Below are 12,221 nucleotides of genomic sequence, written 5' to 3'. Positions count from 1 at the left end.
TCACTCTGGGGTGGGCGAGCCCTGTGGCGGTTGACCGGCGGCCGTCGCCCTTGCCACTTGGAGAGCTGATGGTTAGTCATATCTCTGCTCAGGCAAGGGAGTTCGTCCGATCATCCTGGAGAGGTGCCGCGATGCCCACCGAGCCCGCGCCCGACGTTCTCGCCCTCATCGACGCCATCAGGGTCCACTTCCCGGACCTCGGAGGCGCCGTCACCGACGCGGCCGAGGCCCGCCGCATCCTCGCTGCCGCGCCCGCGTGGCCCTTCGAGCCGCCGTCCGTGGGCTCGGTCGAGAACCGGGCGATACCGGGTCCGAAGGGGGCACCGGAGATCCCCGTACGGATCTATCGGCCGCAGCCGATGCGGGAACCGCAGGCGCAGCCGATGCAGGAGGCGAATCCGCAGCCGATGCCGGAGCCGGTGCGGGAGTCGGAGCCGACGCTGAAGCCGGTGCCGGTCCGGCTGCCCGCGCTCCGCCCACGGTCGTCTTCTTCCACGGCGGCGGATGGGTCATCGGCGGCCTGGACACCCACGACCCCATAGCGCGCGCCCTGTGCCGGGACGGCGGTGCGGTCGTCGTCGCGGTCGACTACCGGCTCGCGCCGGAGGCCCGCTTCCCCGCGGCCGTCGACGACGCGTACGCCGCACTGTGCTGGGCCGCGAAGCACATCGGCGAACTGGGCGGGGATCCGGGCGCGTTGGTGGCCGCGGGCGACAGCGCGGGCGGGAACCTCGCGGCCGTCGCCGCGCTGATCGCCCGCGACCGGGGCGGACCGGAGCTCGCGCTCCAGGTGCTCATCTATCCCGCGACCGATGTGCGGCCACGGGGCGACACCTCCCGATGGGAGGGCGCGGGGTACTTCCTCACCCCGGCCCACGGCCGCTGGTTCGTCGAGCAGTACTTAGGGCCCGACGGAGACCGCGCGCACCCGCACGCCTCCCCTCTGATGGCCGATCCGGGTGGCCTGCCGCCCGCCCACATCGTCACCGCGGGCTTCGATCTCCTCTGTGACGAGGGTCGCGCATACGCGTCGAAATTGCTCAAGTCGGGCATAAGGGTTACCGAGGATCACCATCCGGGCATGTTCCACGGATTCTTCGGCTTCCCCGAGCTTCTCGCGGATGCCCGCGCCGCCCAGTGGCGCGCAGCGGAAGTAATCGCCTCCACGGTGTCTGGCAGTAAAAAGAGCGGTGAAGGCGGGGGGTGTGCAGGATAATCTCCAGCGACTCCCCTTGCGGGAAGGAACCTCACTTACATACGGTGTCCAGACGCGAGGTTCTCCCGTAAAGGATGGGACATGACGGAAATTCTTGTGCAGGTGGGTACGGAGGAGCGGGTTCCTCCCGTGGCCAGGGTGGTGGAGCACCCGGCATGGCCCGTGCTCAAGGATGCCGTGGAGGAGATCCGGCCCTGGCAGTCCAAGGACGGCTCCATCGACTTCGAGGCCGAGGGCGCCCCTGACGCGTCCGACGCCGATCTGGCCGTACGCCGTGCCATAGACGCCATCGAGCGGCTCGCCCCGCTGCTGCCGCACGACGCGGCCTACCACCAGGCGGTCGTGAAGGATCTGCGGCGCTGGGCCGACGGCGGCTTCCAGGTGCCCGACTTCCTCGACTCGCTGCTGGCCTTCCAGCCCGCCGCGCACCGCGAGGACGGTCTCCAGCACCTGGTCGTCTTCCCGATGTACACGCAGAACGGCAACCCGAACCGCAACTTCGAGGCGGTCGTCCTGCGCATGGTGTGGCCGGACTGGCTGGCCGAACTGGAGCGCACCCGCTACGACAATCCGCTCTTCTGCGGCATCAGTTTCGAGGACTTCACGGCCGGCTACGACACGAATTCGGCCGTTCTCTTCCCCGAGACCATCGCGGTGCGCGAGGCGCCCGAGCGCTTCTCCTGGGGCGGCATCTTCTGCGACCGCGAGGCCGCCCGCTTCCGCGCCGTCACCGACGCGGCCGTGGGCATCCTGGGTCTGGATCTGCCCGAGGACATCGCCGCCATGGTCCACGACCAGCAGCGCTGCGAGGAGGCCTTCGTCCTGTGGGACATGGTCCACGACCGCACCCACAGCCACGGCGACCTGCCGTTCGACCCGTTCATGATCAAGCAGCGCCAGCCGTTCTGGATGTACGGCCTGGAGGAGCTGCGCTGCGACCTCACCGCCTTCAAGGAGGCCGTGAAGCTGGAGGCCGACGGCGTCGCGCAGGCCCGTGACGTGCAGTACGCGGTGCTCTTCGACCGGATGTTCCGGTTCCCGGTCACCGGCGAGCGCGTGCGCAACTACGACGGTCTCGGCGGTCAGCTGCTCTTCGCATACCTGCACAAGCACGATGTCGTCCGCTGGACCGACAACAAGCTGCACATCGACTGGCAGCGCGCCCCGCTGGTCACCAACCAGCTGTGCGCCGAGATCGAGGACCTCTACCGGTCCGGCATCGACCGTCCCAAGCTGGTCCACTGGTTCAAGGCATACGAGCTGGTCTCCACCTACCTCGCCCCGCACCCCGGCTCCCGCTGGGCCAAGGGTCCGGACTCCCTCGATCTGACCCAGCCGCCGCGTAAGCTCGTGGACGACGTGCTTCCGGACGAGTTTCCGCTGAGCATGTTCTATGAGGCGCTCTCCAAGAAGCTGAAGAACGTGATCGCCTCCACCAAGGGCATCACCGCGGCGAGCGCCGAGCGGGCCGCCGCGTGAGCGCCCGCGTCCAGGACGCTCAGGAGGCGAAGAAGATGGGCAACGGAGCTCTCAGCGGTGCAGTGATCGCGGTGGCCGGCGCGGGTGGACCCGCCGGGCGCGCGACGCTGGCCAGGCTTGCCGACGCGGGCGCGACCGTCGTCGGTTCGGACAATGACCCCGAGCGGCTCGCGGAGGCCGTGGACGCGGCCCGCTACGGGCACGGCGGCGCCACCGTCGTCGGGGACACGGTCGACCTGCTCGACCTGGAGTCGACCAGCGACTGGGCCACCCGCATCGAGAAGGACTTCGGCCGCGTCGACGGCCTGGTCCACCTCGTGGGCGGCTGGCGCGGCAGCGAGACGTTCACCAAGACCAGCCTCGACGACTGGGACTTCCTGGAGTTGCTGCTCATCCGCACGGTGCAGCACACCACCCTCGCCTTCCACGAGGCGCTGCAGCGCAGCGACCGTGGCCGGTACCTCCTGATCAGCGCCGCGGGCGCCAGCAAGCCCACCGCGGGCAATGCCGCCTACGCCGCCGCCAAGGCCGCCGCCGAGGCGTGGACGCTGGCCATGGCCGACTTCTTCCACAAGGCCGGGGGCGCCGAGGGGCCGACGTCGGCGGCTGCGATCCTGGTGGTCAAGGCACTGGTGCACGACGCGATGCGCGCCGAGCGCCCGAACGCGAAGTTCGCGGGCTTCACGGACGTCAAGGACCTGGCCGAGGCCATCGCCGGCGTCTGGGAGAAGTCCGCCGCTGAAGTGAACGGAAACCGTCTGTGGCTGACCGAGAAGCCGTGAACCCTCCGAAGACCGACGCCCGGCGTCACCACGACCCGGCCGTCCGCGGCTTCGCCAGCGACAACTATGCGGGGGCCCACCCGGAGGTGCTGGCCGCCCTGGCGCTGGCCAACGGCGGCCACCAGGTCGCGTACGGCGAGGACGACTACACCGAGAACCTCCAGCAGATCATCCGCAGCCATTTCGGTGCCACCGCGGAGGCGTTCCCCGTCTTCAACGGGACCGGCGCGAACGTGGTCGCGCTCCAGGCGGTCACCGACCGCTGGGGCGCGGTGATCTGCGCGGAGAGTGCGCACATCAACGTGGACGAGGGCGGCGCCCCCGAGCGCATGGGCGGCCTCAAGCTGCTCGCGGTGCCCACGCCCGACGGAAAGCTGACCCCTGAGCTGATCGACCGGCAGGCGTACGGCTGGGACGACGAGCACCGGGCGATGCCGCAGGTCGTGTCGATCACCCAGAGCACCGAGCTGGGCACCCTCTACACGCCCGACGAGATCCGCGCGATCTGCGACCACGCCCACGCGCACGGCATGAAGGTGCACCTCGACGGGTCCCGGATATCCAACGCGGCCGCCTCCCTGAACGTCCCGATGCGGACGTTCACCAACGCGGTCGGCGTCGACATCCTGTCGCTGGGCGGGACGAAGAACGGCGCGCTGTTCGGCGAGGCCGTCGTCGTCCTCAACCAGGACGCCGTCAGCCATATGAAGCATCTGCGCAAGCTGTCGATGCAGCTCGCCTCCAAGATGCGCTTCGTCTCCGTACAGCTGGAGGCGCTGCTCGCCAAGGACCTGTGGCTGCGCAATGCCCGGCACTCGAACGAGATGGCGCAGCGGCTGGCCGAGGGCGTGCGCGCGGTGCACGGGGTGGAGATCCTCTACCCGGTCCAGGCCAACGCGGTCTTCGCGAGGCTGCCGCACGACGTCAGCGAGCGCCTGCAGAAGCGCTACCGTTTCTACTTCTGGGACGAGGCCGCGGGCGACGTCCGCTGGATGTGCGCCTTCGACACGACCGAGGACGATGTCGACAGGTTCGTGGCGGCTCTCAAAGAGGAGATGGCCCACCACTAGCCTGGGTGGCGGTGCATAGATATACGGCCTACCGAAAAGTCATTGACTCTCGGTCGGTCGTATTCCTATGCTCTGCGGCCATGGAGCTCATCCAGGAAACCCCTGACCTGTCCGCCTATTTGGCCGCCGACGAGGTCATCGACCATCACCATCCGGTCGTCCGTGAGGTGGCCGCACGCCTTGCGACGGGTGTCGCCGACTCGTATGCCTATGCGCAGGCCGCGTACGAGTTCGTACGCGACACCATTCCGCACTCGCAGGACGCCGGTGACCTGCGTGTCACCTGGCGCGCCTCCGATGTCCTGGAGCGGCGCACCGGCATCTGTCACGCCAAGGCGCACGCGCTGGCCGCACTGCTGCGAGCGGAGGACATCCCGACCGCCCTGTGCTACCAGTCGCTGCTGCACGACGACGGCAGCGGGCACGCCGTGCACGGTCTGGTGGCTGTCCGGTTCAACGGGGCCTGGCACCGACAGGACTGCCGGGGGAACAAGCCCGGCGTCGACGCGCAGTTCTCGCTCGACGGCGAGCGGCTGGCCTGGATTCCCGACCCGAAGTCCAGTGAGGTGGACTACCTGGTACTGTACGCTGAACCTCACCCGGCCGTTCTGCGTGCCCTCAAGAAGGCCCCGGACCGGCCCTCCCTGTGGCAGACGCTTCCCACCGCACTCTGAGGCAAGGCAGGCAAGGCAGACGATGACTCTCACGCTCACCGTGTTCGACGAGGTGCGCGCCCTCGCGCCCGACTTCACCCACGTCGCCATCGAGGCGCACGGACTGGTCAACGGGGCCAGCACCGAGGGGACTTCGGCGCTGCTCGACGACGCAGCGCGACGACTGGCTGTACGCCTGGACGGTCGAGCTCCGCACGAGGACCCGCACATGGCGGCCTGGCGGGAGGTGTACACGGCGTTCGGCTCCAAGCCTTCGCGCACCCGCAACTCGGCGGAGGCGTTGGCCAAGCGCGCCCTCTCGGACGCCGGACTGCCTCGAATCAATGTCCTCGTGGACGTCTACAACGCGATCAGCGTCGCCCACCTGATCCCGGTCGGTGGCGAGGACACCGGCCACATCCAGGGCGCGATGCGGCTCGTGCGCGCCACCGGTGACGAGGACTTCGTGACCGTCGCGGGCGGGCAGGAGGTCGTCGAGCACCCCGACGCGGGCGAGGTGGTGTGGCGCGACGACGCGGGCGTGACGTGCCGACGCTGGAACTGGCGCCAGGGGCCGCGCACCCGGCTCACGGAAGAGTCTGTCTCGGCGGTCTTCCTCCTGGAGAGCCTGGCGCCGATGCCGGTGGCCGACGTCGAGGCCGCCGGCGCCGAACTCGCCGAGCTGCTGGAGAAGTTCAGCCCCGGGGCGCAGATCACCGTCCACGCCCCGGAGTAGGCAACCCGAGGACGATCGGGACCGGTTCCCGCCGCGGCGTTTGCGGTGGGCGGACCGGGTCCGTAGATGGCGGGGCCACCGCGCGTTCCGCCTAGAGGCAGACGCCGAGGCCCCCCGGAGACAGCTGGGCCATCGGCGGCGGCATCTACGTGGACCCGGCAATGCACTGCACTGACTGCACCACCGTGGAGGCCCACTTCGACGTGCTCGCCCTCGGCGGGACGGGCGGCGGTTCCGCCACGGGAGCCGAGGACACCACGCCGACCGCTGGGTCGCACCGGGTCACGCCGACCGCTGGTGGGTCGCACCGGGTCACGTCGACCGCCGGTGGGTCGCACCGGGCCACGTCAGACCGCCGGTGGGTCGCAGGGCGCCACGTCGAGCCCTTCGGCCACCGGGGGCCTCGCCGGGACGGGGTTCGTCCTCCGCGCTGCCGGCGATCGCCGCGGTGGGTGGCTTGGCCGTGGTGGCCGGTGCGGGCGCGGTGATCATGGTGCGGCGCCGCAAGCGCCGTTCGGGGCATCGGCGGGTGTCGCGGACAGCGGCCGGGAGGCACGGCTCGTACGTTCGGCTGGCATGACATACGTGCCGAGTGATTGCGCATCCAGCCCCACCCGCCGCACCGCGCTTGCCGGGCTCATCGGTGGGGCCGGAGCCGTGCTGGCCGCCGGATGCACCCCGTCGGACGCATTGCCCGCATCTGCGCGCACTCCCAGCCCCACGGCGTCGGCCTCCGCCGCGGCGGGCAACCCCACGCCCGGGGTGATGACGCTCTTCAATGACCCGGCCTTCAACTTCAACGGGCTCCTCGCACTCGGTGCGTCCGGCTACGGCGCCGGTGAGGTGGGCGAGGTACTCACCGCCGTGAACGCGATCAACAAGGCCGGCCTCTCCGCGCAGACGTACACCGAGACCTTCAAGGCACTCGGCGATCAGCTGATGGAGCCGCCCCGGGGCAGCAAGGCCGGGACGGAGACCACACGCTTCCGTGCGCTGCGGGCCGCCCAGTACTACGGTCAGGCGCTGTTCTTCGTCCTCGGCTCCGACGACCCCGGCAGCGAGAAACAGCTGTACCAGGCCGGGCGCGGCGCCTCAGACAAGTTCTGCCAGCTGTGCGACCCGGCACCCGTGACGGCGAATGTCCCGTACGGGAAGACCCCGCTGCCTGTGTGGTTCTTCCGGCCGGACGGCTCCGGCGAGCGACGCCCCACCGTGATCCTCACCAACGGCAGCGACGGACAGAACGTCGACATGTGGACCTACGGCGTCCCGGCGGCTCTGCGGCGCGGCTGGAACGCACTCGTGTACGACGGGCCCGGCCAGGGGCAGTTGCTCTTCGTGGACCAAGTGGTCTTCACTCCGCGTTGGGAGACCGTGGTCACGCCACTCGTCGACTGGCTGGCCGCCCGGTCGGACGTGGACGAGGGCAAGATCGCCCTGACCGGGCTGAGCATGGCCGGGAATCTGGCGCCCCGGGCCGCGGCCTTCGAGAACAGGATCGCCGCTCTGGTGGCGATGCCCGGAGTGCTCGTGCCCTGGCTGGGCTTTCCTCCGGAAATCCGGAAGATCCTCACCCCGGACAAGGAGGAGACCAACAACATCTGGAACAAGGAGGTCGTCCCCGAGCTGCCTCCGTCCGCGGCTGCGACGATGAAGAAGCGCATCGAGCCCTTCTCCGTGCCGGCGATGCTCGACGTCCGCGCGGGCAAGATGTTCACCGACTTCTACACCCCCGCCAAACTCATCGAGTCCCTGGACATCACGAGCGTTGTGGGCCGCATCAAGATGCCCACGCTGGTCCTCGACTACGACGACGAGCAGTTCTATCCCGGCCAGCCGCGCCAGATGTTCGACAAGCTGACGTCTCCCAAGGACTACGTGAAGCTCACCGCGGCCACCGGCGCGCAGCTGCACTGCTCCCCGATGGCCCCGCAGCAGCACTGCGAGGTCGTCTTCGACTGGCTGCAGGAGAAGCTGTCAGGCAACTGACTTGCGGGGCAGGGGTTGTTGGCAGGTCGTGCCGATGCCGGTCCAGCACCGCATGAGTTCGCGGTGGTCGTACTCGATGCGCCGGTATCTGGCGCAGACCAGCTCCATGACCTCGGCCACCTCCCGGCGCCGCGTGGAGTCGACCAGTTCGTCGAGCCCGCCGAAGACGACCGGCGCCGCACCGCTCAGCAGAAGCCGGTCGACGGCGCCGGAGGGCGCCGGGCACTGGCAGTAGGGCTCCAGCCGGTGCTCGACGGCTTCCACGATCATGCCGGCCGCGACTTCGGCCGCCACGGAACTCGGGCCCCCTTCCCCGGATTTCCGCTCAATACGGGGAACGCATCCGCCGGCTGACGGAGCGTCCAGACGGCCTGGCGCGGCGGCCAGAGGGCGTGGACCGAGGTCCACGCCCCGGAGCGACGATTCAGCGCGGGCCGCCGCGCCGTAGTCACGAGCAAGCGCGCTCGGCCGTCCAGGAGTGACGATTCAGCGCGCCCCCGGCCGCGCCGGAGGTGACGATTCAGCGGGCCTCGGCCGCCTTCACCTCTTCGGGAGTCGGTGCCGTGCCGCCGAGGTGGGCGGGCATCCACCAGGTGTCGTCCGGACCCTTGGGCCGTACGGGATAGGCGCGTTGTGCGGCCTCCAGGAGCTCCTGGACGCGCTCGCGCAGACGCCGCGTGATGGCGCCCGCGTACTGGTCCTGGGGTGCCTCCACCGGCTCGCCGACCCGGATGGTGATCGGGGTGTGGCTGCGCTTGAAGTTGCGCGGGTGGCCCTTGGTCCACAGTCGCTGGGTGCCCCACAGGGCCATCGGGATCAGCGGGACGCCGGCCTCCTGGGCCATGCGCGCGGCACCCGACTTGAAGCTCTTCAAGGTGAAGGACTGCGAGATGGTCGCCTCGGGGAAGACGCCGACGATCTGGCCGGAGCGCAGCGACTCCAGCGCGTGCTGGTACGCCGTCTCACCTTGCTTGCGGTCCACCGGGATGTGCTTCATGCCGCGCATCAGCGGACCGGAGATCTTGTGCCGGAAGACCGACTCCTTGGCCATGAAGCGCACCAGACGCTTCTGCGGCAGGGCGGCCAGACCATCGAAGATGAAGTCCAGATAGCTGATGTGATTGCTCACCAGCACGGCACCGCCCGAGCGCGGAATGTTCTCCGATCCCTTGCAGTCGATCTTGAGGTCCCAGGCCTTGAACAACGTTTGGGCGAGACCGACGACGGGGCGGTAGACAAGCTCTGCCATGGACGGGGTGGACCCTTCTCTCTGCCTGGGAAGGGGGCTCCCGGCGGGAAAGTTACGCAGCCGTAGGTTTACGGCATTGCGCAGATCGTGCCCGAAGAACGGACGGGGGGCCAGTCCTGGTGCCGCACGGCGGCGAGATCCTCGTCACGTCCATCACTTGATCCACCTCGGACTTTTAACCCGCCTTTACTCCGCACGTGCCGTCATGCGGCGTGCGACCAGGTACAACTCGCATCCCAAGCAGTACCCGAACGCCGCATTGAGGAACGCCGCGGCGAGCGCGCAACCGGCCGCCGCGAGCCCCAGCCACTGCGGCCCCGCCGTGTAGCCGATCAGTCCCACCACCGCGAAGACGAGTCCGACCGCCTGCGCGAACTGCGGCGGTTCGGGCGCCTCGAACTCCGTCGGCGGCCCGAGACGAGGGCGTACGACCCTGCGGAACAGCCAGCCGTACGGAGAGCGCGCCACCCCGCCCGCCGCGCCCAGCGCGAACGCCAGTACCTGCCAGGCCAGCAGCCAGGCGCTGCCGGTGATCAGCACGACCGCCAGTACGGCGGTCGTCACGGCCGCGCCGAATCGCGGGCCCCTCACATCGATGTCCATGAATCAAGCATTCCGCACGGGGCGGTATCCGGGGAGCCGGGAATCTTTGCGGTCTTGTGAATGCTTGTGCAGAGGATGACCGGACTTGTGGTGTGCGTGGTGGTGCTCGTCCTGGCGAGCGCGTACGGAGTGCTGCATCAGCGGCGGAGCGGGAGGGTGAGAGTGCGCGGGCGCGACGGCGGAAAGCGGCTCGGCGCGGCGGAGTTGGGGGAGGGGCTCGGTGAACGGGCCACGCTCGTCCAGTTCTCCAGCGCCTTCTGCGCCCCGTGCCGGGCGACACGCAGGGTCCTCGGCGAGGTGGCCGAGATGGTCCCGGGCGTGACCCACATCGAGATCGACGCCGAGGACCGCCTGGAACTCGTCCGCGCACTCGACATCTTGAAGACCCCGACCGTGCTGGTGCTCGACGCGGACGGCCGGATCGTACGACGCGCCACCGGTCAGCCGCGCAAGGCGGATGTGATCGCCGCGTTGGGGGAGGCCGTATGAGGCCGTGGCGATCTTGGTGACGCATCTCCCAGATCCCGGGACGCACTTGACTGCACGCACCACCTATCGTCAGCCTGACCGTATGCCCCCGGAACTCCTTCTCTTCGAGCGTGTCCACGTGGACCTGGCCCGCACCGCGAGTGCGCGGTGTCCGGGCTGTTGAGCAGCCACGGATCCGCTCGTCATTTCACCCAGAGGGACAACTCCATGACGGCCACGCCCGACCTAGGCACTCCCCAGCTCGCCTCTCCGGACCTGCTGCGCTCCGTCTTCCGGCGGCACGCCGCCGGTGTCGCCGTGATCACGGCTTCTGGCGGCGGGGGCCCCGTCGGCTTCACCGCCACCTCGCTCACCTCGGTCTCCGCCGAGCCCCCTGTCGTCTCCTTCGGCGTCGGTGTCGGCGCCTCCAGCTGGCCCGCGATCTCCGAGTCCGACCATGTCGGCGTCCACATACTCGGCGAACACCAGCAGGAGCTGGCCGTCACTTTCGCCAGAAGCGGAGCTGACCGCTTCGGCGCGCCCACCCGATGGCGTAAGGGGCCCGAAGGAGTTCCCGTCCTCGACGACGTGCTCGCCTGGCTCGTCTGCAGGGTCGTCGCACGCGTGCCCGCGGGCGATCACCGCATCGTGCTGGCCGAGGTCGTCCTCGGCGACCCTTCGGGCGCGGGCCGCCCGCTTCTGTACCACCAGGGGCGCTTCAACGGCCTGCGCGCCTGAAGCTACTCGGCAGTCCTACCCACCGGTCCTACCCGTCGGTTACACAGCGTTGCCAAGGTCACAGTTCAAAGCGCTTGCTTAGTGGGCATTCAATGGGTGTACTGACGAGTAATATTTCGTTCGGAGCGCGGGTCGCCCCGACCGGGATCGGCCGCTTCAGGCGCCTATGCTGCCTGAAAGAAGGCAGCCCAGAAATGACGATGCAGTAGGAGAGCCGGCGTGAGCTTGAGGATCGTTGTCACTGTGAAGTACGTGCCCGACGCCACTGGCGACCGGCACTTCGCCGATGACCTGACCGTCGACCGTGACGACGTGGATGGTCTGCTCTCGGAGCTCGACGAATACGCGGTGGAGCAGGCGCTGCAGATCGCCGAGGACGCCGACGACGCCGAGATCACCGTGCTGACCGTCGGCCCCGAGGACGCCAAGGACGCGCTGCGCAAGGCGCTTTCCATGGGCGCGGACAAGGCCATCCACGTCGAGGACGACGACCTGCACGGCACGGACGTCATCGGTACGTCGCTGGTGCTGGCGAAGGCGATCGAGAAGGCCGGTTACGACCTGGTCATCTCCGGCATGGCCTCCACCGACGGCACCGCCGGTGTGGTCCCCGCGCTGCTGGCCGAGCGCCTGGGCGTCCCGCAGGTCACGCTGCTCTCCGAGGTCTCCGTCGAGGACGGCGTCGTCAAGGGCCGCCGTGACGGCGACTCCGCCTCGGAGCAGCTGGAGGCTTCCCTCCCGGCCGTCGTGTCGGTCACCGACCAGTCGGGTGAGGCGCGTTACCCCTCTTTCAAGGGCATCATGGCCGCCAAGAAGAAGCCGGTGGAGTCCTGGGACCTGGAGGACCTGGAGCTCGAGGCGGACGAGGTCGGTCTCGAAGGCGCCTGGACCAAGGTGGACTCCGCGGCCCAGCGCCCGGCGCGCACCGCCGGCACGATCGTCAAGGACGAGGGCGAGGGCGGCAAGCAGCTCGCTGAGTTCCTCGCGGGCCAGAAGTTCATCTAAGGGGAGCGACAGCGCGGGTCGGTTGCAACACGACCCGCGCGCCTCGGAGTGCTTCTGCCTCGCACCTCGCAGGAGAGCATTCCCGTGACTCCTCCCCCGAAGGGGCTTCTCAATCGACTGTCGAGACGGCCTCATGACGGACAAGCCCTGCCCGGTGCCGAAGGCACGGGCGTGAGCGTAGCAGTCAACAAGTCTTCCCCCGGCCGAAGTCCGGGATTCTCGCGCAGGAGTAG

At 69.2% G+C, this 12,221-nt stretch carries 13 protein-coding genes; 10 read left to right on the top strand and 3 right to left on the bottom strand.

Annotated elements, in window-relative coordinates; translation table 11 throughout:
- Nucleotides 1-256: 256 nt before the first annotated feature.
- From ACZ4RZ_RS06785 to ACZ4RZ_RS06755, 7 genes are all read left to right on the top strand, one after another.
- Nucleotides 257-1,216 (top strand): alpha/beta hydrolase, encoded by a 960-nt coding sequence (locus ACZ4RZ_RS06785; protein WP_467742708.1) that lies wholly within the window; start codon nucleotides 257-259, stop codon nucleotides 1,214-1,216.
- 81 nt (nucleotides 1,217-1,297) lie between these two features.
- A complete protein-coding gene (locus ACZ4RZ_RS06780; RefSeq protein WP_467742706.1) occupies nucleotides 1,298-2,695 on the top strand; it encodes a DUF6421 family protein in 1,398 nt (465 codons plus the stop codon).
- A 35-nt stretch (nucleotides 2,696-2,730) separates the two neighbouring features.
- The gene (locus ACZ4RZ_RS06775; RefSeq protein WP_467742704.1) at nucleotides 2,731-3,477 is read left to right on the top strand and encodes an SDR family NAD(P)-dependent oxidoreductase; all 747 of its coding nucleotides are present in this window, start codon (nucleotides 2,731-2,733) and stop codon (nucleotides 3,475-3,477) included.
- Nucleotides 3,474-4,547 carry a threonine aldolase family protein gene (locus ACZ4RZ_RS06770; RefSeq protein ID WP_467742702.1) on the top strand — a complete coding sequence of 358 codons (1,074 nt, stop codon included), beginning with the start codon at nucleotides 3,474-3,476 and terminating at the stop codon, nucleotides 4,545-4,547. The genes ACZ4RZ_RS06775 and ACZ4RZ_RS06770 overlap by 4 nt, the downstream gene beginning before the upstream one ends.
- Before the next feature lie 80 nt (nucleotides 4,548-4,627).
- Nucleotides 4,628-5,221: a transglutaminase domain-containing protein gene (locus tag ACZ4RZ_RS06765; protein WP_467742700.1), complete on the top strand. Its 594-nt coding sequence runs from the start codon at nucleotides 4,628-4,630 to the stop codon at nucleotides 5,219-5,221.
- A 22-nt stretch (nucleotides 5,222-5,243) separates the two neighbouring features.
- Complete coding sequence (locus ACZ4RZ_RS06760; RefSeq protein WP_467742698.1) at nucleotides 5,244-5,936, top strand: B3/B4 domain-containing protein; 693 nt, start codon at nucleotides 5,244-5,246, stop codon at nucleotides 5,934-5,936.
- A 576-nt stretch (nucleotides 5,937-6,512) separates the two neighbouring features.
- Nucleotides 6,513-7,925, top strand: a complete 1,413-nt coding sequence (locus ACZ4RZ_RS06755; RefSeq protein ID WP_467742696.1) for an alpha/beta hydrolase family protein — start codon at nucleotides 6,513-6,515, stop codon at nucleotides 7,923-7,925.
- On the opposite strand, the gene ACZ4RZ_RS06750 is transcribed toward ACZ4RZ_RS06755, so the two are convergent.
- The 3 genes from ACZ4RZ_RS06750 to ACZ4RZ_RS06740 all read right to left on the bottom strand — a co-directional run bounded on the left by ACZ4RZ_RS06750 (nucleotide 7,914) and on the right by ACZ4RZ_RS06740 (nucleotide 9,777).
- On the bottom strand, nucleotides 7,914-8,219 hold the full coding sequence (locus tag ACZ4RZ_RS06750; RefSeq protein WP_467742694.1) for a hypothetical protein: 306 nt from the start codon (nucleotides 8,217-8,219) through the stop codon (nucleotides 7,914-7,916). The two genes, ACZ4RZ_RS06755 and ACZ4RZ_RS06750, sit on opposite strands and share 12 nt — an antisense overlap.
- Before the next feature lie 226 nt (nucleotides 8,220-8,445).
- Complete coding sequence (locus ACZ4RZ_RS06745; RefSeq protein ID WP_467742692.1) at nucleotides 8,446-9,174, bottom strand: lysophospholipid acyltransferase family protein; 729 nt, start codon at nucleotides 9,172-9,174, stop codon at nucleotides 8,446-8,448.
- Nucleotides 9,175-9,360: 186 nt separating this feature from the next.
- A complete protein-coding gene (locus tag ACZ4RZ_RS06740; RefSeq protein ID WP_467742690.1) occupies nucleotides 9,361-9,777 on the bottom strand; it encodes a DUF4395 domain-containing protein in 417 nt (138 codons plus the stop codon).
- A 75-nt stretch (nucleotides 9,778-9,852) separates the two neighbouring features.
- On the opposite strand from ACZ4RZ_RS06740, the gene ACZ4RZ_RS06735 reads away from it, so the two are divergent.
- The 3 genes from ACZ4RZ_RS06735 (at nucleotide 9,853) to ACZ4RZ_RS06725 (ending at nucleotide 11,988) form a co-directional block, all read left to right on the top strand.
- Nucleotides 9,853-10,266, top strand: coding sequence for a TlpA family protein disulfide reductase (locus ACZ4RZ_RS06735; protein ID WP_467742688.1), 414 nt, complete (start codon nucleotides 9,853-9,855; stop codon nucleotides 10,264-10,266).
- A 207-nt stretch (nucleotides 10,267-10,473) separates the two neighbouring features.
- Entirely contained in the window at nucleotides 10,474-10,983 is a 510-nt protein-coding gene (locus ACZ4RZ_RS06730; RefSeq protein WP_467742686.1) for a flavin reductase family protein, read from the top strand.
- Between the two features lie 219 nt (nucleotides 10,984-11,202).
- Nucleotides 11,203-11,988, top strand: coding sequence for an electron transfer flavoprotein subunit beta/FixA family protein (locus ACZ4RZ_RS06725; protein ID WP_467742684.1), 786 nt, complete (start codon nucleotides 11,203-11,205; stop codon nucleotides 11,986-11,988).
- Nucleotides 11,989-12,221 lie beyond the last annotated feature (233 nt).

The sequence above is a fragment of the Streptomyces sp. NPDC027189 genome (assembly GCF_055566975.1).
Note: the sequence above shows the minus strand (reverse complement) of the source record. Positions and strands in the feature narration are given on the sequence as shown.